Genomic DNA, 21,409 nt, shown 5'->3' with positions numbered 1-21,409 from the left:
GCGTCACAACCGGGCTGCGCCTTCGCCTCGCATGCCGAGGCTGGCCGTCACTGGCCGAAGAGCCCGAAGGCCCGGCGCCAGCCGAGGAATTGCACGGGCTTTTCGAGGGCGACGAGGGCCACACATTCCGTGCCCGGATCCGCCGTGGGCCCATGCAAGTGCCCCGCCTGATGGGTGATCCAGTCCCCGGCGCGCAGGTGGGCCGGCCCGTCCTGCAGGGCGCCCGCGAGGATCAGGGCGCATTCGAGCCCGGTGTGATTGTGTCGCGGAGAGGTCCGTCCCCCCGGCAGGCAGGTCAGGTGCAGGGCGGCCCCAGTGGCGGCGTTCTTCTGGATCAGCGCGGCGCGCCCGCCGCCCAGCCCGTACCGGGTCCACCGCCACTGGGTTTCGGGCGGCAGGTGGGGGCGGATCGCCTCCAGCGGATCGGCCGTGGGGGGAATGGCTTTTTCGGCGCCGCGGGTGTCGCGGCAGGACTCGCAGTGGCCGAGGTGCAACCGCAGCAGGATCCCCAACAGGGGATCGCCCGCGGACTCCAGCGCCGTCCACGCCTCGGGTTCCGGGTGATGCTGGGGGCCCTTGGGCACGCGCCCTTCGCGCAGGGCCGCCAGGGCGCCCGACAGCGCGTGCTCGGCCACGGGCGTGGGTTCGTCGTCCCAGGCCCGCCGCAGGAGGGCGGGGGTGCGCTCGAAGGAATCCAGGAAGGTCTGGCAGGGCGGGCAGAGCACCAGGTGGAGCTTGAGGCCCAGCCAGTCGAGGGGGCCGAGGGCACCCTCCTCATAGGCCGTCAGCAGCTCGGTGACGCGTTCGCAGGTGGGGATGAGGATGGTCATCGTCCCTCCGGGGCGAATTCGGGCAGCATGGCGCGCAGGGCGAGGCGGGCGCGATGCACGCGCTGGCGCACCAGCTCGCGGGTGATGCCCAGGTGCTGGGCGATCTCCTCGGTGTTCCAGCCTTCGAGGTCGCGCAGGACGAAGACGGCGCGCTGATCGTCGGACAGCCGGTCCAGGCCCGCCCGGACCTTGGCCTTCAGCTCTGCCTGTTCGACCTTCATCAACGCCTCCGAGTCCTCGCTCCAATCGAGGATCATGTCCACGTTCATGTGATGCCCTTCGTCACCGAAACGTGGCATCAGATCTTCGATGGCGTCTTCCCGGCGGCGGACCCGCTTGCGGCGGGCCATGAGGGCCTGGTTGACGCAGATGCGGTAGGCCCAGGTGCTGAACTTGCTCGCGCCCTGGAAGCCCGGCAATTCCCGATGAAGGGTGAGCAGGGCGTCCTGCAGGGCGTCCTGGCTTTCGGCCTCGTTCCCGAGAATGCGGTCGATCACCCGGAAAAGCATGCCGAGGTGGGGACGCACGAGGGCCTCGAAGGCCCCGGCGTCGCCCTCGGAGGCGGCCTGGACGAGGGCGCCTTCGGAACGCGGGTCCCGGGCCGGTCCCGGATCAGGCATCGGCCGGACCTTCCGCAGACGCGTTCGAGGACTCGTTCGAAGGTTCAGCCAGGCGGGGCAGGCGGATGGTGAAGGCCGATCCGAGCCCGTGGCCGCGGCTGGAGGCCCGCACGTCGCCCCCGTGGCGGGTCACGATCTCCTTCACGAGGAAGAGCCCCAGGCCCGTGCCCGCGACCTGCCGCGTCATCTCGTCGCCCACCCGGAAGAAGCGGTGGAAGACGCGGGGCAGGTCCTTGGGCGACAGGCCGTGGCCCAGGTCGCTGACGACGATGAGCACATCGTCGCCGTCGCCGTCCAGGGTGACCGTGGTCTGGCGGGGCTCGGCGGCGTACTTGTAGGCGTTGGACAGCAGATTCTCGATGACGGTGCCCAGGGCCTTGGGATCGGCGTTGGCCCAGAGGGGCTCGGTGGCGAACTCCAGCTGGAGGCCCAGGGCGCCAGGGCCCAGCCGCTGATCCATGGCCTCGCAGATGCCCTGGAGCCAGGGCTTCAGCTCCAGTGGCGCGAGGTGCAGCACGAGGCTGCCGGATTCGGCCCGGGCCACGTCCAGGAGGTTGCCCACCAGTTCCTGCAGGCGGTCGAGGTCCTTCTCCATGAGACCGCGGATGCGCAGGCGCTGTTCGTCGGCGAGGCTGCGGGTGAAGAGGGTCTCGGTCCAGACGCGTAGCGAGGCGATGGGGGTCTTCAGTTCATGGGTGACTGCCGACGTGAAGTTGCGCTGGCGCAGTTTCAGATCCAGTTCCTCCGCCAGTTTCCGGTAGAGGACGACGAAGCCGCTGAGCACGGCGAAGACCATGAAGGCGCCCTCGGAGGCGGCTCGGAAGACCGAATGCCAGCGCTGGTTCTTCAGCTCCACGAGGGGTTCGGGGCGCAGGGCGAGGAAGGCGGCGCCGTCCAGCAGGGGCAGGTCACTGGGCGTCGTGGGCGTGAGCACGACGACCACATGGGGGTACATGCGGTGGATGGCCTCGCGGCGCTGCTGCAGGCTGGGCAGGGTGACGATGCGCCCTTCCACGACGCCGGTGCGGGAGCTGGGATCGGGGCGGGCGTGGAGGAAGGCGAGGACGCTCAGGCTGTCCATCTGCCAGGCTTCGGCGCGGTTGGCGTTGAGAGCCTCGACGCGGGCCTCGAGCAGGCGGCCGGATTCGCGGATCTGCACGTTGATCCACCAGCCCACCTGGACGCAGAGCACCAGGGAAACGGAAAGGAAGATGACGCGCTGGAGCGAGAAGGTGGGGGCGTGGTTCGCCATGTCCCTATCTTGGGGCAAACGGAGCTCCGGAGGGTTATGAGACAGGCCCCTTGGCAGCTTGGCCGGGCAGGGCCATCCTGGAGGCCCATGACCAGCGCGAACCAGTCCTCCGGTCCCAAGCCGTCCCTCCCCGCCGCGAACACGGGCTCGGGTCCGAAGGCGGCGCCCGGCGCTACGACGGGTTCTGGACCCAAGCCGAATCCAGTCTCAGCCCATTCCAGTTCCGGCCCGAAACAGGTGGCCGTGCCGCCGGGGCAGCGGCCCCAGGGCGCGGAGATGCTGGCCGAGCTCATGCAGACCCAGCGCCAGCTTACCCAGGCCATGCACGAAAGCCGCGATCTGCGGGCCAAGCTGAGCCGCCGTTCGCATCAGATGCAGGTGCTCCAGCAGGTCTCCGAGATCCTGGCGGCCACCTCCAAGGGGGGCCAGGTGGTCAGCGTCGTGCTCGACGTGCTGGCCCAGGAATTCCACTGCCAGCGGGCCGTCGTGTGGACCCTCGAAGATGGCGGGGTGGGCTACGTCCCCAAGGACGGCACGGGGCTGCCCCGGCCGCAGTGGTCCAGCCTCGCGCTGCCCGCGCCCAACCCCTTTCCGGGCACGCCCCTCGTCCTCTTCCAAAGCCAGTGGTTGGATGCCGGGAGCGACGGTGGCTCCCTGGCGACCCTGCGGGGCACCGACGGCGCCCAGCTCTACTTCATCCCCTTCGAGCACCAGCTGCTGTTGCTGGGATTTGCCATCCTCGCCATGCCGGGAGACCGGCGCTGGGAAGAGGAGGACCTGGATTCCATCACCATCCTCCAGCGCCAGGCGGCCATCTCCCTCTACAACGCCTGGCTGTTCCGCGACCTCTCCGAGCAGCGCGACACCCTCCAGCGCCAGACCCTCGAACTGGAGCGCGTCAACGACGCGCTGCGGGAAGCGGACCAGTTGAAGAGCGAGTTCCTCGCCCTCACGAGCCACGAGCTGCGCACGCCCCTCACGGGCATCCTGGGCTTCACGCGCCTGGTCATGGACGGCCTCTATGACGATGCCGAGGAGATGCGGTCCATGCTGCAGGACAGCTACACCTCGGGGCAGCACCTGCTGGGCCTTCTCAACGACATCCTCGACTTGGCCAAGATCGAATCCGGCAAGCTGGAGGTGCATCCCGAGCCCTTCAACCTGGCGGTCCTTCTGGAAGAGGTGAAGCCCATCGCCGAGGCCTATCCGCGCAAGCCCGGCGTGGAGCTGTTCTGGCCGGTCCTGCAGGACATCCCCGACGTGATCGTGGATCCCAACCGCCTCAAGCAGGTGCTGCTCAACCTGCTCTCCAACGCCCTCAAGTTCACCAAGGAGGGCAGCGTCGCCATCCAGGTGGAACGCCATCCGGGCACCATCACCCTGCTGGTGGTGGATACGGGCATCGGCGTGAGCCAAGAAGCCCAGGCCCGGCTCTTCCAGAAATTCGCGCAAGCGGACGGCAGCCATAGCCGCGAATTCGGCGGCACGGGCCTCGGCCTCGTCATCTGCAAGCACCTGATGGAAATGATGGGCGGCACCATCGCGCTCTCCAGCGAGGGTCTCGGGAAAGGCAGCACCCTGCGCATCACGATGGGAATCGCCTAGCCCTTCATGAAGGCTGGCTTCAAGGCTGGGCCGGCGCCTTGCCGGTGAGCAGCTCCTCCAGGGCCGCGCGGAAGGCCTCGTAGGATTCGGCGCCGAGGAAGACCTTCTTGGCCGTGAGGATATTGCCGTCCTCGCTGAGGGTGCCGATGAGAAAGGCCGGCGTACCGCGGATCTGCATCCTCGAGGCGCCCATGGCGCTCCGCTGGATCGCATCGAGGTAGCGGTTGCTGTTGATGCAGGCCGTGAACGGCGCTTCCTCCAACCCGAGTGATTGCCGGAACCGCGCCAGTCCTTCGCCGTCGAAGGGGCGCTGATCCTTGAAGAGCTGGTCGTGGGCTTCCCAGAACTTGTCCTGCTCCCCCGCGCACCGCGCGACCCGGGCCTTGAACAGGGCGTTCGGGTGCTCGGGGCTCGGCATGTCCCGGAAGAAATACTTCACCTTGCCGCCCTGGACGTAGGCGTGATCGATCAACGGGTAGATTTCGGAGGCGTATTTCGCACAGAAGGAGCAGTCGAAATCCGAATATTCGAGGATGGCCACGCGCGCGAGGGGGCTTCCCTTGAATGGTTCGCCGTGGACATTCAGCGTGAGTATTTCCTGGGGTTTGGCCGTCGCAGGCGATTCGACGCGCGTGGACCGTTCCTTGAGCAGGGCCTTCAGTTCATCGAGGTCCCTCTGCAGCTTCGCCTGGCCCTCACGCAGGGCATCGATCTGGGCCTGCAGCGAGGCCTCCGCGGGCTTCGCCCCGCGCGGGGCCTTGGTCTGCGCCTGGAGCGCTGGAACAAGGAGGGCGAAACCCAGCGCGCTGATCGTTGGAATGAGGCAACTGCGAAAGGTCATCTGGAGATCCTTCGACGGACTCGATCATGGGGAAAAGCTGAAGGGTCCTCCAGGATAGCCGAGTCGATTCGGGGGATTGTTGCATTCGCAAATGAACTCAAAGATTGTTCTTGCGTACGTAAAAGACTGATTGGTTGGCATTAACAAAAATTAACATGTCATGAAAACTGAAATTTCTCTTAGACTCCTGTCCAAACGTTCTTTTCAGATAGCCATCGCACGGTCAGCTCTCACCACCTGAGATTTGGCCGGGATCCGGCGGGTGCGCCCGCCGGTAGGTCCGCTTCGAAACGCTCAGGCGTTTCCGGCGGAGCTGCACTTGCTTCTCCCCCCGGGGGTCCATCCATGGGCTCCCTCATCCTCCACTTTTTCTTTTCGTAAGGAGCCCCATGCACCTCCGCTTGCACCGCACCCTCGTGCTGACCGTGGCAGCTACCCTCGGGATGATGGCCTTTGCCGAGGCTCCTGAGGTGATTCATCACCGGCTCAACGGGAACGAGGGCGGCCCCCACGCTTCCTTTGGCGCGGCCCCCACCGCCGGTTCCACGAGCGCGCTTACCTCTCCCCTGAAGAACTATGGTGGCCAGGTCATGACGACGCCGACCGTCTACGTCATCTGGTACGGCAACTGGGCCCAGGGCAACGGGACTGACACGGCTTCGGGCCAGCAGATCGTGACGGACTTCTTCAACACCATCGGTGGTTCGCCCTACTTCAACATCCAGCAGACCTACCCGGGCTCCGGGATCACGGGCAACGTCAATTACGGCGGTGCCACCACCGTGGCCTACCCGTACGGCGCGAGCCTTTCGGATGCCAACATCCAGTCCATCGTGTCGGACGCCATCACCGGCGGCCACCTGCCCAACGACGCCACGGGCCTCTACTTCGTGCTCACCTCTTCGGACGTGAACGAGGCTTCGGGCTTCTGCTCCCAGTACTGCGGCTGGCACACCCACGGCACCATCGCCGGTTCCAACCACCGCTACGGCTTCATCGGCAATGCCGCCCGCTGCATCACCTCCTGCGCCGCCCAGAGCGTGGGCCCCAACGGCAATGCCGGCGTCGACGGCATGGTCTCCGTGCTCGCCCATGAGCTGGAGGAAGCCACCACCGATCCCGACATCGCCACCTGGAAGACCCGCCGCGGCGCCGAGAACGGCGATTCCTGCGCCTGGACCTTCGGCACCACGTACCTGACCGCAAATGGCGCCTACGCCAACATGAAGCTCGGCACCCGCGATTTCCTCATCCAGCGCAACGTCACCTTCCGCTCCACCGGCCAGTACTGCGCCCTGGTGAAGTAAGTCACCCGTTTCAAAACAGGATCTTCTGATCTTCCCGGCGGGCCGAGCCCGCCGGTTTTTTTTGCGCAGAGAAGCCGGGGGCCACCCTTCTCCGTGCAGCTTTGACATTCTTCGTTGGCGAAAGTGTTTTGACTGTTTTTTACATGTTATCGATATCTTGGAAGATAAAATATGTATGTGCGAATGATAGATTTAAATGATATTTCGGTTGATATTGGTAAAAAAATAAATGGTTGTGAGAATGAATTTCAATGCCTAGACTCCTGTCCAAACGTTCTTTCTGCCAACTGATCGCGGACTCCTGTCTGGTCGCGTGTCCTGGGTGTTGAACGATCGGGCATGACCAGCGGAAGCCTTCCGGCCCGGCGCAGCGTCGCCCGGGCCCCAACGGTCGGATTTCCTCTGGGCTTTCCACCACGGAACGCCCGGCATCTCCCCCCCAACACACTTCCCCACAAGGAGCACCATGAAGACCCTCGTCAAGCTCCACCTCACCGGCCTGGTTCTGGCAGCCCTCGCGATGCCAGCCGCCTTCGCCCAGGAAGGGCGCAGTTCCCACTTCGCCGAGAACGGCAGCGAGATCATCCACCACCGCATGTATGAAGGCAATTCCGCGAGCGTCTACGGCGCCCCCACGGTCGGCTCGACTTCCCCCCTGAGTCGGCGCTCGCAGCTCACCAATCACGGCGGGCAGGTGATCACCACGCCCACCGCCTACATCATCTGGTACGGCAACTGGGCCCAGGGCAATGGCACGGATACCGCCGGCGGTCAGCAGATCATCAGCGATTTCTTCAACGCCATCGGCGGCTCGCCCTACTTCAAGATCAATTCCACCTACACGGGCTCCGGCATCACGGGCAACGTGACCTACGGCGGCGCCACCTCCGTGGCCTATCCCTACGGCGCGAGCCTGTCGGACGCGAACATCCAGTCCATCGTCTCGGATGCCATCACGGGCGGGCACCTGCCCAATGACGCGACAGGCATCTACTTCGTGCTGACCTCGTCGGATGTGAACGAATCCTCGGGCTTCTGCACCCAGTACTGCGGCTGGCATTCCTGGGGCACCATCAACGGCTCCAACCACCGCTACGCCTTCATCGGCAACGCGGCCCGCTGCATCACCTCCTGCGCCGCCCAGAGCGTCGGCCCCAACGGCAATGCCGGCGTGGACGGCATGGTCTCCGTGCTGGCCCATGAACTGGAAGAAGCGACCACCGATCCCGACGGCAAGACCTGGTACGCCCGCACGGGATACGAGAATGGCGATGACTGCGCCTGGACCTTCGGTACCAGCACGCTGGGGTCCAACGGGGCCTATTACAACGTGACCATGGGCTCGAGGAACTACCTCATCCAGCGCAATGTGAAGTTCGTGGGGAGCAGCCAGTACTGCCTGATGCAGTAGTCCCAACAGGCCAGAATCCACCTCTCCGGCGGGCCCCGTGCCCGCCGGTCTGTTGTCTGCGCGGGGGCTCGGCCCGGCGGTTGGCTACAATGGTCGTTTTCGCGGAGCTTCCATGGCCTATGTCCGCCGCCCCGACTTCCTCCCCTTCACCCGCCCCATGGTGGGCGAAGAGGAGATCGCCGAGATCATCGACACCATCCACAGCGGCTGGATCACCACGGGGCCGAAGTCGGCCAAGTTCGAAGACCGGCTGAAGGCTTACAACGGCGTGCCCCACTGCCTGGCCATGAACAGCGCCACCACGGCCCAGGAGATCACCATGCAGGTGTTGAACCTGCAGCCCGGTGACGAGGTCATCACCACCTCGCTGACCTGGGTGAGCACCCTCAGCACGGTGGTGCTGCAGGGCGGCGTGCCCGTGCTGGTGGACATCGATCCGGTGACGCTCAACATCGACCCCGCCAGGATCGAGGCTGCCATCACGCCCCGCACCAAGGGCATCATTCCGGTGCACCTCACGGGCCTGCCTTGCCCCATGGAGGCCATCTGGCAGATCGCCGAGAAGCACGGCCTCTGGGTGATCGAGGACGCGGCCCAGGCCATGGGCGCTCACTACAAGGGCACCAAGATCGGCGGCAATCCCCGCTCAATCATGAGCGTCTACAGCTTCCACCCGAACAAGAACATGACCACGGGCGAAGGCGGCGCCATCGCCTTCTTCAACGATGACTACGAAAGCCGTATCAAGCGCCTGCGCTTCCACGGCATCGACCGCGACGCCTGGAAGCGCTTCGCCAAAGAAGGCAGCCCGCATACCGAGGTCTACGAGCCCGCCCGCAAGGCCAACTTCATGGATCTGCAGGCGGCCATGGGGCTGCACCAGATCGACAAGCTGGACGGCTTCAACGCCCGGCGCGGCGTGCTCTTCCACCGCTACCTCGACCTGATGAAGGACATCGACGAGGTGATGCTGCCCTGGGCCGGCGACGCCGACCACGGCCACTGCTTCCACCTCTTCGTGCTGCGCATCCACCCCGAGAAGCTGGGGCTGGACCGCGATGCCTTCGTGGCGGCCCTGAAGGACGAGAACATCGGCACGGGCATCCACTACCGCCCCGCCCACGTCCACCCCTGGTACCGGGACTTCTACGCGGCGAATCCCCAACACCTGCCCAAGGACGGTCTGCCCCACAGCGAATGGAGCGGCGAGCGGCTCATGAGCCTGCCCCTGTGGCCAGGCCTCAGCGAGGCGGACCAGGACCAGACCGTGGCCGCCATCCGGCAGGTCATCGCCCAGGCCAAGGCGGGCAGCCGCATCCGGGTCTGATCGAGATTTACCCAGTTCCTAAAAAGCGCCGATAGAGCCTTTAGAGGGCCTGCTCCGGTGCTGAACCTCGTCGTCATCCTCCTCTCGATCCTGCTGCAGATCGTGGCCGCGGGGTTCGGGATGCGCGTCAGCCGGACGGCCGGCCGGCCCCTGGCCTGGTTTCTGTTCTCGTTGGCCCTGGCGCTGATGGCGGGCCGGCGCCTGTACGTGCTGGTGGAGCTGTACGAACAGGGCCTCCCGAGCCGGTTGCTGCCCAACGAGCTGCTGGGCCTGTGCATCTCGGCCCTGATGCTTTCGGGCATCCTGCTCATCCAGGGGTTGTTCCGCACCAAGGACGCCCACGCTGCCCGGTTGGAGGAGGCGCGGGCCGATGCGCGGGCAGAGGCCGACAAGCTCGCCGCCGTCATGGCGGCCACCCCCGTGCCCACCTGGATCGCCGAGGATCCGGACTGCCGCGTGATCCGCGGGAATCCCGCCGCGGCCGAGCTGCTGCGGATGCCGGTGCATGCGAACCACTCCAAGTCGGCCCCGGAAGGGCAGCAGCCCACCCATTTCCTGCTCCGGCAGGAGGGCCGCGACCTGAGCGCGGAAGAGATGCCGATGCAGCGGGCAGCCCGGGGGGAGACGGAAATCCGCGATCTGCCCATGGATCTCGTCTTCGATGACGGCATCGTGCGGCACCTGAGGGCCTATGCCACGGCTCTAAGGGACCGGACCGGCCGCATCCATGGCGGCGTCTGCTGCATGGTGGATGTCACCGAGGTCCGCCGGGCCGAAGAGGCCCTGTCCAAGGCCCAGAAGATGGAAAGCCTCGGCATGCTGGCGGGCGGCCTGGCCCACGACTTCAACAACATCTTCCAGACCATGGTGGCCAACCTGGAGATGGCCGAGGCGACCGTGCCCGAGGATTCCCGCGGACAGATCTACCTCCAGCGCCTGAAGGCGGGCCTCGACCGGGCCTCAAGGCTGAGCCGGGACATCCTGCACTGTTCGGGCGGGGACCTGCGGCGGCCCGAATCCATGGAGCTGGCCCCCCTCATCGCCGAGGCACTGGACCGCACCGGGCTGCCCGTGATCCGGGACCTGGCGGAGGACCTGCCGCGGGTCATGGTGGATCCGGTGCTCGTGGGGCGGGTGGTGGAGGGGCTCGTCAGCAACGCCGTGGATGCGAGCGGGGCCCGCGGCGTGATCCGGGTGCGGACCTACGTGCGCGCGGTGACGCCCAGGGACCTGGCCATCGGACACTGGCCCGATCCCGTGGAACCGGGCACCTACGCGGTGCTTGAGGTTTCGGACCAGGGCCATGGCATCGACGCGGCGACCCTGCCCAAGATCTTCGACCCCTTTTTCTCCACCCGCGACATCGGCCGGGGCCTGGGGCTGGCGGCGGCCATGGGCATCGTACGGGGCCATCGCGGCGGCATCCAGGTGGAAAGCATCCCTGGCGTGGGCAGCGTGTTCCGGGTGCACTTCCCCTCGCCCGAAGGCCAGGTGTCCATCCCCGCGGAAGTGGTGGAGGGGGCCCGGGCGAAGAACCTGGTGCTGCTCGTGGACGACGAGGAGGAGCTGCGTTCCGTGCTGGCCGAGATGCTGCAGGACTGGTTCGGGCTGGAGGTGGTGACAGCCTCCGACGGGCAGGAGGCCCTGGAGGCCTTCCGTCAGCGGCCCGAGGCCTTCGACCTGGTCATCCTCGACGCCACCATGCCCCGCATGGGCGGGGTCGAGGCCTTCCGGGCCATGCGCGCGATCCGCGCCAACACCCCGGGCATCCTCTGCAGCGGCTACGCGCTGCCCGTCTCGCGGGACCAGGCCATCGCCCAGGGTTTCGCGGACTTCCTCAAGAAGCCCTTCTCCAGCGCCGAGCTGGAAGCCCTGATCGGCCGCGTCATGGGCAACCGCCAGGGCAGCGCCGGCGCGCCATTGGGGCCGATTTAGGCCCAGGTCTAGGTTCAGGTCCTGCGTTCGTGGGGCAGGGCGGGACGCGGCCCGTAGAGCGTGGCGAGGGGGTCGTACATGTAGAGGTTCCCGACCTTGCCGGTGTAGGCGCAGGCGAACTGCTGGATCTGATCGGCGAAGCGGGTGAGTTCGTCGCGGTCGCGGAACATGGGCCCCCACATGGGATTGAAGGCCGATTCCACCGCTCCCATGAGGCCCTTGAGCTCGAGGCCCTGGAGGTCCGCACGGCGCTGCAGAGCCTCGGCGCTGGTGGCCAGGTGGGCGGCCTCGTGATCGAGCGCCAGGGTGGCATCCGAACTCAGGCGCTGGCCGAGGATGTGGCGCCGGGCCCGGTTGCGCCGCCACTGGTCGAGCAACACGGATTCCTTCCGCTGGGTTCGGCGCCGGGCCGTCTCCAGGCGGAACACCTCGCGCAGATCCTCGGCCTTGGCCTCCAGGAGCTGCAGCTCCCGCTCCAGCTCGGGCACCAGGAGCAGGGTGCGCCAGGAAGCGTTCTTCTTGGAGCGCAGCACGTCGCCGTAGATGTGGTCGCCGACGTAGAGCACCTCTTCACCCCGGGCATCCAGCAGCGATTCCAGCCAGGCCGTGTGGCCGCCGCTGTAGCAGTGGGGATGGCCCTCCAGGGGCTTGGGCTCCGGCGCGTCGAGGAAGAAGGCCGGCTTCCGGCTGCTCACGACGATGAGGTCGAAGTAGTCGGTCCAGTTGGGCCGGGCCTCGTCCTGCCCGTTGAGGAGGTGGCTCAGCACGCCGTCCGTGAAGCTCCACTCGCTGTTGGTGAGGAGGAACAGCTTCTTGCCGGAGCGCTTCAGGCGGTCCAGGGCCAGGGCCAGCAGGGGTTCCTTCTGGATGAAGAAGTCCCGGTGCGCGAGAATCTCGGCCTTCATCTCGCCGTTGCGGTGCGCGGTGTCGATGGCCCAGCGCACGTCCTGGAACAGTTCCAGGTAGTTCTCGGCCCGCAGCGTGCCGCGGTCCAGGCCATCCACCATCTGGGCGTAGAGGAAGCTTTCGGGGATTTCGAACAGCGTGTCGATGCTGCGGAAGCCCTTGGCGGCCGTGGACAGGCGGCGGCGGCTGTAGATCGCATCCACCTCGTGGCGGGTGAGGGCCCGGCTGCCATGGCTGGCTCGCACTACCTGGCGTTCCCGGTTCAGCTTCAGCAGGTTGCCCCGCAGCCCGTCCAGCACCAGGCCGCGCACGGCGAAGGCCGGATCATACGGGATCTCCAGCAGCCAGGGCGAGTAGCCCCGATCCCGCACCAGCAGCCGCGCCGCCTTCTTGAAGGCCAGCTCGTCGATCTCCGGCGTCTTGTAGCGCGCCAGCGTATGGTCCATGTCGAAGCCCATGGCCTTGATCTCACCCATGGGCAGCGTGCGCAGCGCGTAGAGCTTGTGGGCCGGCGGCAGCCGCTCCTCGGCCTCGGTGAGGGGCGGCACGGCGAGGAGGGCAGGATCCCAGGCGGTCATGGCAGAAGTGTACCTCGGCAGAAAGCTCGCCTTTGATCAGTCCTGACGGGAAGCGAATCAGGCCGAAACCGCGCGAGGTCTCATTCCTCTTCCGACCCGATGCCGTGAGTGATGGCCTGATGCCCGAACACCTCCCAAGCCAGCTGCCGGAACCGCTCGCTGTGCCCCCAGTCCCTTTCGCGATCCATCCAGAGCTTGTAGTGGATGAGCTCGTGCTCCAGGATGCGCTGCTGCACCTGGAGCGGATCATGGCAGTTCATCCCGCACACCTGCTGCGGCCAGGGCCAATCCCGGCGCCGCAGCAGCGGGATGGAAAGGCGGATCTCCGGATGCCACTTCCCCCGCCCATCTTTCTCGACCACGAACAGCCCTGCGCACCGAACCATGCGTGGCGACCAGATGCAGGGTGGCGGCGGGATCTCCCAGCCCGCCTCGCGGAGGATGCCCTGGGCTCGGTGGCGGAGGGTGAACGTCATGCTTCGATTTTGAGGGTGTTCAGGACTTGGAGCGTCACGGGCGGGCCATGTGTCAGCAGGTGAGCCTGTAACTGAATCTGTCTAAGGTGCCCCGGGAGAGGTGGCTGTTGACCTTTCCCAGACGGTTGTGGACCCCGCCATTGACGCGATTTGCCTTGATGAGAATTGTGCCCACGGTCGTCTAAAAACCGAGATTGATTCTCAAATTGAGTGATCAATGCACATGTCGTCCCAAAGCATTCATCCGCTTGCTAGCCTTGCCTCAAGGAGCAGGCATGAGTTCAGGACCGACTACTAAAGCGAAGAAACAACCCAAGTCTCATGACCAGATGTACCGGTGCGAGATCAAAAAGAAATTCATTGAGGGTGAGACAAAGGTGTACCGGTGGACCGAGGTAAATGTGTCCGATATTCCCGGCAGGCCAAAGGCTCGTTGCGTTCACTGCAAAGGGGCTGTGCGGCTGCACTTCAAGAGGCAGGCTCACGGGACTCCAGACCATTGCGAGCATAAGCTGCGACAGGACTCCACCCACTGCGAAGCGGGCCACTACTTCGAGGGTGTACACCAAGAGTCCCTGAGTCCCGTTGAGTAACCGGCTGACACTTAGAAATTTGTGTTGGCTTGCCGACCCTGCCTAGTCAACAATTCAGAAAACGAAATTCAAAACTTTAAGTCATAAACAAGGAGAGGAAAACATATGGTTTTTAAAAGTGAAATACGTGATAGCACTATTAACGCACTTTTAGAAAAAGCGGCTAATCGTAACTATGGCCAATATCTTGCGAAATTAAGCCTCAAACATGTTAGAGGTTTTCATAACGAGCCAGTTTTGTTTGACTTTCCGGTTACTGCGTTGATTGGCCCGAATGGAGGTGGTAAAACGACCATTCTAGGCGCGGCTGGGTGTGCATATAAGTCTATATCTCCCAAACGTTTTTTTGCGAAAAGTGGTAAATACGACGAAACAATGCAGGATTGGTCAATTGAATATGAGTTGATAGACCGAGAACTGAACAAGAAGGATGCAGTTCGCAGAACAACCAGCTTCCGAAACTCGCGCTGGAATCGTGAAGCGCCCGATCGAAGAGTGCTTGTATTTGGTGTTTCAAGGACAGTTCCTGCTAATGAACGCCCTGAACTGGGTCGTTGTGCATCCAACTCTTTCGAAGTGCCAGAGGCACACGTTCAAGAATTAACGGAACCAGTCCAAAAGGCTGTATCTCGAATTCTTGGTAAGAATATTTCAGGATTTAGTAGTTTGCGAGTCGACCCCAAAGGCAGAGTCACGCTGTTGGCTGGGCGAACAAAGGATGGCAAGGGCTATTCCGAATTCCATTTTGGGGCAGGTGAATCGAGCATTATTCGAATGGTTGCTGAAATCGAACTCGTTGAGGATCAAGCCTTGGTATTGATTGAAGAGATCGAGAACGGCCTTCACCCCGTTGCAACAGTTCGAATGGTGGAATATCTCATCGATGCTGCAGAACGAAAAAAGCTTCAAACGATTTTTACGACACACTCTAACGATGCATTAAAGCCGCTTCCATCAAAAGCAATTTGGGTGGCTACTCAGGACAGAATCTTCCAGGGAAAGCTGGATATCAACTCACTTCGTGCAATCACAGGTCAGATTGATGCCGCCTTGGTTATCTTTGTTGAAGATCCATTCGCGAAACTTTGGGTTGAAGCTATCCTCCGCCAGGCTAATAACCTCGCAGTTGATCACATTCAAGTTTACGGTATGGAAGGTGATGGTACTGCGGTAGCCATGAATCGTTACCATCGAAAGGATCCATCTTCTCTGGTGCCATCTATTTGTCTCATTGATGGTGACTCGGAACAATCTGAATCGAAGGACGATGCAATTTATCGACTACCTGGGCAATCGCCTGAGGCATTTGTATTTGATGAGGTAATGACCGCATGGGATTCGATAGGAGGAAAGCTTGCAGTGGCCCTTCTTCAGCGCTTCGAAAATGCTGAGCGGGTCAAACAAATATGTAATTCGGTGAGGACAACAAATATGGATGCTCATCTACTCTTCGCTCAAGTGGGTGAGAAGCTTGGTCTCCTCCCCGAAGCTACGGTGGCAGCTGCTTTCGCAAATATTTGGGCCCAGGCATATCCAGAGGCACTTCAAAGAGTATTGATTTCTTTTGAGGAGTTCCTTCCTCACGAACAGCGGCAAGACTAGGTGCTCCTTCAGCGAAATAATTGTGAATCCCGTTTTCACTAGGACAGAGCATCAACCCACCAAATTGATGGCTTCGCGCATCTCCTCTTCACGGGTCTCGATGTAGATCATCGTGGTCTCGACTTTCGAGTGCCGCATGAGCTTCTGGATCGTCGGCAGTGGCACTCCCCGCTTGTTGAGAATGTTGGCGAAGCTCGCACGGAGGCGGTGATCGGTTAGGTCAGGGGGCAGCCCAACTGCTTCAGCCGCTCTTCGGATGTACCGGATGGTGAAGTCGTGGCCGCGAGGCTTGCCTTCCTTCTCCCCAGGGCAGATGAGACCAAAGGTTCCGCCCCCCTGGGGCTTCAACTTCTCAAACCAATCCAGCATCACCTCTGGAATGGGCATCACCGGGGCATCACCGTTCTTCGTTTTGTCCGGGATGAACACTTTTTGGTCGAGCCGAAGCCCAGACCATCGCATCAGACGGGCCTCGTGGTTGCGCATCCCCATGAGGATCTGGGCACGAACAAGAAAGCTCGCATGGAGGCTGCCCTGGGCATCCACGGCCTCCAGGAACTGGTCCAGGAGGTCCTTCGGGACGACGGGACGGTGCTTCCGCTGAACTGGGATTATCGAGATGGTGGGCTTCTCCTTGATCCAGTCCTTTTCAACCGCGAACCCAAGCAGGGCCCCGAGATGCAGCGCGAAGGTGTTGGCCCCACTCTTCGTGTGGGTTTCGAGGTAGCGGTTCAGGACGCCGTTCAACGCGGTCGAGTCCAGTTGGCTGACCAAGAACCCGCCGATTAGGGGCAGGGCATGAAGGGTGATGAGCCCCTTCAGCGTCCTGACATAGGAGTGGCTGCGCTGGGGAGCGACCTCCTCCATCCAGGCGTTGAAGCACTGCCGAAGGGTGATCGCCTTCGGCTTCTTGATGCCGACGCCTTCCAGGGAGAGCCGACCCTTCATCGCGTTGATGTAGTCCCGGGCTTCAACTAGGCGGTAGCAACCGGTCGAGCCCGTATAGATTCGGCCCTGATAGGAGAATCGGTAGAGGAAGACGCCAGATTCAGGATGCTTCGCCAGGTTCTGAACGAAATGAATCTTGCCGTCCTCCACGCGCCGCCTCCTGGGGCGCACCTTCCCCTGGATCGGAGGTTTGGACACCGGGGCCGCCACAGGAACCTGGATGGTCCAGGTGTGCCGAAGGACCATTGGGACTTGATTTCCGTTGACCTGGTCTGCGGTTGGAGTAAGGAAAGTAATGGGACCCAAGAAATCACCTCGGGTCGTTAACAGCGAATCTACGTTTCATGCGCGGATCTTCGTGCGGCCCGCAGGCTTCATCGACTCGATGTCGCCGAGGTTCCACGCGTGCCTCTGGGAGGCCACTTCCGGCGTTTCACGCTTGTCTCGGCCAAAGGGGTAGCGCCCGCGCAATGGCAGGCCGTAAAAACGTGGTTTTCGAGAGTGGATTCACACGTCTTTTTGGTTTTCAGCCCTGAAGGTCACCCACCACCGGGAAGGTCTACCTCACCGGCCCGGGCCTTCCTCTGGTCCCGATCCATGTGGGCAGCCCACTGACTCGGAAGGAACCTCATCCGCTCCGGCCGTTCCCGCATTCCGGGGATCCGGAGCGCTGCTTCCTCGAATATCTCGAAACTCGGGCAGAGGTTGGTGAGCCGGTAGATGATCTGATCCCTGACACCATCAATGGCCGTGTCAGCCAGAGCCTGACCAGTAAGCTCCTGCCAGCGCCGGTCCACCTCGTCCACGGTGCGTTCCTGAAACCGCTTCCTACCGAAGCTCCTGGACCGCACCAGGGCCAACTGGATGAGTTCCGGGTGAATCGCTCGATACAGCTTCGAGAAGCCGCCGGGACGAAAAGCATGATCCGCGACCTCCAGGATGCCCCGTGCGACCAACTGACCTATGGCCTTGGAGGCGCCTGAGGCATCGAGGTTCCCGCTCACATCAATCCTGAGATTGAACAGCTCGGGGTAGTACTGGTGCGCGAGCTTCTGGATGAGGGGACTCGGAATTCCCACGCCCTCGTGGAGCAACCGTTCCGGCATCGAGAGGGCAAACCGGAGGATCAGCTCCTGAAGCCGCGAAGCCTTCCGTCCAAACAACGCCCTCGGAATCGGCTCCTCATAGAGCGGAAGCCGGATCCCGTGCTCAAGCCGAGGCGCGAATTCCCGGTTCAGGTAGGCGTTAAAGGCATCGGGGAAGGGATCTCCAGGCTGCCAACCGCCCAGGAGATCGCTGATCCAGGAATCCGGTTGGGAAGGGGGCTCAATGAAAGCTTGGGCCTCGGTGGGGACGCGCTGTTCGATTTCCCGCTCCAGTGCCTCGTGAAGCTCCACTCGGCGTTGCTCATGCCATGCCTGCTCGCGTCTACGTGCCTCATCGTGAATGGCCTGCACATGCCGGCGATAGGCCTCGGCGAAAAAGACTCGCATCCCTTCGAGCACTTCTGCGGAATGGACAAAGGTCTTCCACATGTCGGAGGGGCCGAGGGCTGGGGCACATGCCGGATCCCCCTGGAACACCTCCTGGTGGATCTGGAGGAGCATCGCCTGGTGGGATTCACCAGAACCTCGTAGGCGCACCCAGAACGCAGCCTTGGGGCAGTGGACGGCATTCATCCAGACGAAGGCACGTCCCTGATTGTGGAGCACCCGGAGCCGTTCATAGGCTTCAAACAGCCGCTCCAGGGGGAGCCGGTCCATGTCGTAGAAGCAGAGGGCGTCCTCGTTCCCGTGAAATGTCCCGTTCTCGTCGTAGAGCCCGCACTCCGGCTGAACCAGGATCTGAAGGGGTTTGTATCCCTCGGGGAGACGACGCACAGCACCGGGTTTCCCTTTCACCCGAGAGGGTACGGTGGTCGCGGTGTCGTACCCGGCCTGCTCCGAGATGAAGTAGGCAAGGTCTCGGAACCGCTTCTGTAGGACGGGGCTCCGGGTATCGACCCACCGCACGGGGCGGACCGGTTCATCACCCTGGAGCGAGCACCTGCGCGGGATCGCGATCGAGAGAGGGATGATTGACTCCCCAATCCTCAGGGGAAGTGAAGCCATGTTGGGTCCTGTCGGGGAGGGGAATAGTCCCACTAGTATTTCTACACCCCCCTATCCCTCTTCCCCCATTTACTCCTTCCACTGCCCTCATCCCGATCCTGCATGCATCCCGCACATCAGGTCCGCAGGACCGCCGTGGTGAATAGTCCCACTAGTATCTCTACACCCCCCTATGTTCCATTCCCTGCTTCCCCTCCATTCATGGCCCCGGGCCCACATGGACACTTGATGGCTGTTGCCTCCACCGGCATCGATTCCCGGCATCGACCCCGCCAATGCCTGGCCTGGGTTGTGGCCTGAGTTTCCATGGGGTCTCAGACTGAGCAGACATGAAAAAGGGGACCCGGTGAGGTCCCCTTTGGTTCGGTCATACGGTCCTGACGGTCACACCATCGGCTTGCTTCGTGCCGGTCCGGATCGATCAAAAGAGCGGGCCCTGCTCCGGAACCTTAAACGGATCCCCGCTCAGGTCCACGCCGGGGAATTCGAATCCTGTGGCGGCAGGTGCCTTCTTGGGAACCGTGAGCGGGAACTGCTCGGGCGCCATGAAACACTTGGCGCTGACGCCGTTGAAGTAGCCCTGCTTGACGGTCCAGCCGTTGCTGCGGAGGCAGGCTGCGAGATCCCGGCGTTCAGCGAGCGTTGGCTTGGCGAAGCCCTTACCGTCCTCGACCTTCCCTTCGAGGAACCCAAAGATCGCGCTGAGGGTGATGCCGTTTGGCCCAGCGTGCTCCTGGTAGAACTGGGTGATCTTGGGCATCAGGTCGGCGTAACGGCTTTCCATCTGGTGGCGGTGGCTCTGGCCGACCCGGAGGGCTTCCATGTCGTCGGTGAGATAGTTCGGCTCCCCCTGGTTGTAGCTGTGGAGAGCCTGGGCCCAAAGCTGAGCCAGGTTCTCCTGCAGCAGCTCGATGTTGATCTTCGTGGCGGTGGGAATCACCCAGAAACGGCGGGAGCCGGTGGGATCGTTCAGGACCTGCTCCTTGTTCGTGGAGCCGACCATGATGCAGCGGCGGGGGAAATCACGGGGAATCCGGCCGTAGGAGGGGCGGAACTTGTCCGTGGCCGAGGACACGAAGGCCTTGATGGCCTCGGCCGATTTCACGGAGGTCATGTCGTCGATCTCGCTCAGCTCGTGGATCCACGAGCCCTGCAGCACCTTCTGCCCTTCGGCGCTGTCGATGTGGATCTTGGAATCGTTGAACCAGCCGGGGTCGGCGCACAGCGTCTTCCAGAAGGTCGACTTCCGCGCAGCCTGATCGCCGTAGAGGATCGTGACCGTGTCCATCTTGCAGCCGGGTTCCATGACGCGCCGCACGGCGCCGATGAGGGTGCACTTGAGGTACTCGGCATAGAGGGCGGCGTATTTGTCGTAGTCGAGGGTCTGGGTGGCGCCCAGGATTTCATCGCGAACCAGGGGCATGCGGTCCACGCCGTCCCATTCAGGCAGGGCTGCAAGCCAGACCTTCACGGGGTGGTACTTCGCCGAGGACGCGGCCAGATTGAGGGCCAGGATGATGGTCGATTGAGGCCACGACACGCCCCAACGGCGATCCAGATGGTTCTGGAGGCCCGTGACGCCGTTGTCCAGATCGTCGATATCCAGGTGGGCATAATCGGCGACCTGCAGTTCCGTGATCATTTTCAGCTCATTCCAGCGGATGGAATCCCGGTAGGCGTGGCCATTCGTCAGGATGATTTCGAGGTTCAAGGGGGACTTGGCGATGCCGCCCTTGCTGGTGAAGCGGATTTCTTCGGTGGGGATTCCGTCTTCTTCGAGCAGTTCCTTCCAGCGCTGGATCGCCGCGTTGCGCTTGGCCTCGTCCGGATCCCCCTCGCCCTGATTCATCACTTCTGCCTCGATGGCATCAGCGCCCTCGGAATCCACGGCATGCTTGGCCTCCTCGCGCCGGGTTGAAACCAGTCGCCCAGTGGTGCTGCGAAAGGGCTGGGCGTGCCGGAGGAGTATCTCTTCGCCTGCTTCGTGGCAAACCTCGCGAAGGTGAACGTCCTTGTGGGTGTCATGAAGGCAGGTGAAGCCGGGCCAGGAGCCGGGTTCCATGAAGACCGCGGCACCCTCGGCATCCATCGGATTGGAGTGCTCGTGCGCGAAGGGGCAGGTGCAGCGGGCCTTGGTGCCGCTGCCGTAGGGGACGGGCTCCTGAACTGTGGAGCCCATCTCACGCAGAAGTCCCACCATATCCAGGGTCTTGAAGTCCACGTTGTAGGCTTCCTGCCACTTGTCGGGATCGCTGGACATGGTGCTGACACGAGTCGCAGCACGCTTCGCCTGCCATTCCTGAAGCAGGGGGTGGACGGTGACGGGGGCGATCGTCATGTCGGCCAGATCTTCTTCGGTCGGGAGCGCCAGGGGGGCTCCGTTATAGGACACGAACTGGATGCGGTCCTTGGCTTCGGGTTCCTGAGCCCAGTTTCCGGCCGGGAAGTAGAGGCAGGCCGCACGGTGCATGGCGCCCAGGTCCAGGCAGCCCATGGCCCGCCACCGATCCAGCATGAGCTGGGACAGCAGCCACTCGGAGGTCAGCTTCCAATTCTTGCCATTGGAGGGGCGATCCATTAGAAGCATGATGCGAAATCGCTCGCACTCCGGCGTGCTGGAATAGCTGTGGTAGCCGAAGTGCGTGACTCCAAGCCGTGTGAGGTGCTCATGCACTTCCTGCAGGGTCGGGGCGCCCTCGATGGGGACTTTGCGGAACACGGGTTCCCCGTTTTCCTTGAATTCTCCCGTGGGCTGTTCGGCCTTGTTATCGAAGTCCAGCATGAAGATCTGGATGCTTTCGATGTCGCGGTCCCCACGGATCCCACCAGGAGGGTAGGCGGCAGGGCTGAAGGCGTAGAGGTTCAGCTTGGCCTCCTCCTTCGTGGCGCCCTGGACCTCGTAGGCACGGCCCAAGAAGGCCGGGGAAGTCAACTCCTCCCAGCTCGCGTTCAGGTTCTTGGGCGTGTTGTCGCGGCAGTTGGTGAAGCGGCTGCAGCGGATGAGGGGGGAAGAGACCGGAGTGTTCTCCGGGGTATCGAGGGGGGTGGTGAACTGGGCCATTAGGCC

The 21,409-nt window shown here is 63.1% G+C and carries 15 protein-coding genes; 6 read left to right on the top strand and 9 right to left on the bottom strand.

Annotated elements, in window-relative coordinates; all coding sequences use genetic code 11:
• Positions 1–47: 47 nt before the first annotated feature.
• The 3 genes from QSJ34_RS16735 to QSJ34_RS16725 are packed head-to-tail and all read right to left on the bottom strand — an operon-like array spanning position 48 to position 2,702.
• Complete coding sequence (locus QSJ34_RS16735) at positions 48–830, bottom strand: cupin domain-containing protein (RefSeq protein WP_285577454.1); 783 nt, start codon at positions 828–830, stop codon at positions 48–50.
• The gene (locus QSJ34_RS16730) at positions 827–1,450 is read right to left on the bottom strand and encodes an RNA polymerase sigma factor (RefSeq protein WP_285577452.1); all 624 of its coding nucleotides are present in this window, start codon (positions 1,448–1,450) and stop codon (positions 827–829) included. The genes QSJ34_RS16735 and QSJ34_RS16730 overlap by 4 nt, the downstream gene beginning before the upstream one ends.
• Positions 1,443–2,702 carry a sensor histidine kinase gene (locus QSJ34_RS16725; protein WP_285577450.1) on the bottom strand — a complete coding sequence of 420 codons (1,260 nt, stop codon included), beginning with the start codon at positions 2,700–2,702 and terminating at the stop codon, positions 1,443–1,445. The genes QSJ34_RS16730 and QSJ34_RS16725 overlap by 8 nt, the downstream gene beginning before the upstream one ends.
• 87 nt (positions 2,703–2,789) lie before the next feature.
• Between QSJ34_RS16725 and QSJ34_RS16720 the strand changes: the two genes are divergently transcribed.
• Positions 2,790–4,307 (top strand): ATP-binding protein, encoded by a 1,518-nt coding sequence (locus tag QSJ34_RS16720; RefSeq protein ID WP_285577448.1) that lies wholly within the window; start codon positions 2,790–2,792, stop codon positions 4,305–4,307.
• 19 nt (positions 4,308–4,326) lie between these two features.
• Here the strand turns inward: QSJ34_RS16720 and QSJ34_RS16715 are convergent, their stop codons facing one another.
• Positions 4,327–5,148 carry a DsbA family protein gene (locus QSJ34_RS16715; RefSeq protein ID WP_285577446.1) on the bottom strand — a complete coding sequence of 274 codons (822 nt, stop codon included), beginning with the start codon at positions 5,146–5,148 and terminating at the stop codon, positions 4,327–4,329.
• A 389-nt stretch (positions 5,149–5,537) separates the two neighbouring features.
• On the opposite strand from QSJ34_RS16715, the gene QSJ34_RS16710 reads away from it, so the two are divergent.
• The 4 genes from QSJ34_RS16710 to QSJ34_RS16695 all read left to right on the top strand — a co-directional run bounded on the left by QSJ34_RS16710 (position 5,538) and on the right by QSJ34_RS16695 (position 11,128).
• Positions 5,538–6,455: a hypothetical protein gene (locus tag QSJ34_RS16710; RefSeq protein ID WP_285577444.1), complete on the top strand. Its 918-nt coding sequence runs from the start codon at positions 5,538–5,540 to the stop codon at positions 6,453–6,455.
• A 466-nt stretch (positions 6,456–6,921) separates the two neighbouring features.
• Complete coding sequence (locus tag QSJ34_RS16705; RefSeq protein ID WP_285577442.1) at positions 6,922–7,866, top strand: hypothetical protein; 945 nt, start codon at positions 6,922–6,924, stop codon at positions 7,864–7,866.
• A gap of 112 nt (positions 7,867–7,978) precedes the next feature.
• The gene (locus tag QSJ34_RS16700) at positions 7,979–9,193 is read left to right on the top strand and encodes a DegT/DnrJ/EryC1/StrS family aminotransferase (protein ID WP_285577440.1); all 1,215 of its coding nucleotides are present in this window, start codon (positions 7,979–7,981) and stop codon (positions 9,191–9,193) included.
• Positions 9,194–9,250: 57 nt separating this feature from the next.
• The gene (locus tag QSJ34_RS16695) at positions 9,251–11,128 is read left to right on the top strand and encodes a hybrid sensor histidine kinase/response regulator (RefSeq protein ID WP_285577438.1); all 1,878 of its coding nucleotides are present in this window, start codon (positions 9,251–9,253) and stop codon (positions 11,126–11,128) included.
• A gap of 14 nt (positions 11,129–11,142) precedes the next feature.
• Here QSJ34_RS16695 and QSJ34_RS16690 read toward each other — a convergent pair whose 3' ends face one another.
• Positions 11,143–12,612 (bottom strand): HAD-IG family 5'-nucleotidase, encoded by a 1,470-nt coding sequence (locus tag QSJ34_RS16690; RefSeq protein WP_285577436.1) that lies wholly within the window; start codon positions 12,610–12,612, stop codon positions 11,143–11,145.
• Between the two features lie 80 nt (positions 12,613–12,692).
• A complete protein-coding gene (locus tag QSJ34_RS16685; RefSeq protein WP_285577434.1) occupies positions 12,693–13,088 on the bottom strand; it encodes a SprT family zinc-dependent metalloprotease in 396 nt (131 codons plus the stop codon).
• A gap of 698 nt (positions 13,089–13,786) precedes the next feature.
• Between QSJ34_RS16685 and QSJ34_RS16680 the strand changes: the two genes are divergently transcribed.
• Complete coding sequence (locus QSJ34_RS16680; protein ID WP_285577432.1) at positions 13,787–15,283, top strand: ATP-dependent nuclease; 1,497 nt, start codon at positions 13,787–13,789, stop codon at positions 15,281–15,283.
• A gap of 51 nt (positions 15,284–15,334) precedes the next feature.
• Here the strand turns inward: QSJ34_RS16680 and QSJ34_RS16675 are convergent, their stop codons facing one another.
• The 3 genes from QSJ34_RS16675 to QSJ34_RS16665 form a co-directional block, all read right to left on the bottom strand.
• Entirely contained in the window at positions 15,335–16,381 is a 1,047-nt protein-coding gene (locus QSJ34_RS16675) for a tyrosine-type recombinase/integrase (protein ID WP_285577431.1), read from the bottom strand.
• A gap of 389 nt (positions 16,382–16,770) precedes the next feature.
• Positions 16,771–18,342, bottom strand: coding sequence for a hypothetical protein (locus QSJ34_RS16670; protein ID WP_285577429.1), 1,572 nt, complete (start codon positions 18,340–18,342; stop codon positions 16,771–16,773).
• Between the two features lie 421 nt (positions 18,343–18,763).
• Entirely contained in the window at positions 18,764–21,403 is a 2,640-nt protein-coding gene (locus tag QSJ34_RS16665; RefSeq protein WP_285577427.1) for a virulence-associated E family protein, read from the bottom strand.
• Between the last annotated feature and the right edge of the window lie 6 nt (positions 21,404–21,409).

This window comes from Geothrix limicola (assembly GCF_030268085.1).
Taxonomy (GTDB): domain Bacteria; phylum Acidobacteriota; class Holophagae; order Holophagales; family Holophagaceae; genus Geothrix; species Geothrix limicola.
This window is presented reverse-complemented; position numbering and strand designations above follow the sequence as displayed.

What these genes read in the sequence shown, in the direction of transcription:
- QSJ34_RS16735 (WP_285577454.1), bottom strand. Translation starts at nt 830, where the DNA reads ATGACCATCCTCATCCCCACCTGCGAACGCGTCACCGAGCTGCTGACG.
- QSJ34_RS16730 (WP_285577452.1), bottom strand. Translation starts at nt 1,450, where the DNA reads ATGCCTGATCCGGGACCGGCCCGGGACCCGCGTTCCGAAGGCGCCCTC.
- QSJ34_RS16725 (WP_285577450.1), bottom strand. Translation starts at nt 2,702, where the DNA reads ATGGCGAACCACGCCCCCACCTTCTCGCTCCAGCGCGTCATCTTCCTT.
- QSJ34_RS16720 (WP_285577448.1), top strand. Translation starts at nt 2,790, where the DNA reads ATGACCAGCGCGAACCAGTCCTCCGGTCCCAAGCCGTCCCTCCCCGCC.
- QSJ34_RS16715 (WP_285577446.1), bottom strand. Translation starts at nt 5,148, where the DNA reads ATGACCTTTCGCAGTTGCCTCATTCCAACGATCAGCGCGCTGGGTTTC.
- QSJ34_RS16710 (WP_285577444.1), top strand. Translation starts at nt 5,538, where the DNA reads ATGCACCTCCGCTTGCACCGCACCCTCGTGCTGACCGTGGCAGCTACC.
- QSJ34_RS16705 (WP_285577442.1), top strand. Translation starts at nt 6,922, where the DNA reads ATGAAGACCCTCGTCAAGCTCCACCTCACCGGCCTGGTTCTGGCAGCC.
- QSJ34_RS16700 (WP_285577440.1), top strand. Translation starts at nt 7,979, where the DNA reads ATGGCCTATGTCCGCCGCCCCGACTTCCTCCCCTTCACCCGCCCCATG.
- QSJ34_RS16690 (WP_285577436.1), bottom strand. Translation starts at nt 12,612, where the DNA reads ATGACCGCCTGGGATCCTGCCCTCCTCGCCGTGCCGCCCCTCACCGAG.
- QSJ34_RS16685 (WP_285577434.1), bottom strand. Translation starts at nt 13,088, where the DNA reads ATGACGTTCACCCTCCGCCACCGAGCCCAGGGCATCCTCCGCGAGGCG.
- QSJ34_RS16680 (WP_285577432.1), top strand. Translation starts at nt 13,787, where the DNA reads ATGGTTTTTAAAAGTGAAATACGTGATAGCACTATTAACGCACTTTTA.
- QSJ34_RS16670 (WP_285577429.1), bottom strand. Translation starts at nt 18,342, where the DNA reads ATGGCTTCACTTCCCCTGAGGATTGGGGAGTCAATCATCCCTCTCTCG.
- QSJ34_RS16665 (WP_285577427.1), bottom strand. Translation starts at nt 21,403, where the DNA reads ATGGCCCAGTTCACCACCCCCCTCGATACCCCGGAGAACACTCCGGTC.